Source organism: Streptomyces fildesensis, from assembly GCF_016107395.1.
GTDB classification, from domain to species: Bacteria; Actinomycetota; Actinomycetes; order Streptomycetales; family Streptomycetaceae; genus Actinacidiphila; species Actinacidiphila fildesensis.
In genome coordinates this window covers 1-208 of the sequence record NZ_JAAIKO010000463.1, presented here as the reverse complement: position 1 = coordinate 208, position 208 = coordinate 1, and the positions used below count along the sequence as shown (strand labels likewise).

Here is a 208-nt window from a genome sequence, read left to right as displayed (position 1 = left end):
GAGGAGGGGTACCTGAAGAAAGTGTTCTATGGGTCGAAGGGGCCAAACTTTGGGACCAAGATCAGCAACTATCCTCCATGTCCGAAACCAGAGCTGATCAAGGGCTTGAGAGCTCACACGGACGCAGGCGGGATCATCCTGCTGTTTCAAGATGACCAAATTAGCGGCCTCCAGCTCCTGAAGAACGGCGGCTGGGTCGACGTTCCCC

At 55.8% G+C, this 208-nt stretch carries 1 protein-coding gene; it reads left to right on the top strand.

Annotated elements, in window-relative coordinates:
• On the top strand, positions 1-208 hold a 208-nt coding region (locus C6N31_RS47640; protein ID WP_498063748.1), incomplete at both ends, for a 2OG-Fe(II) oxygenase family protein.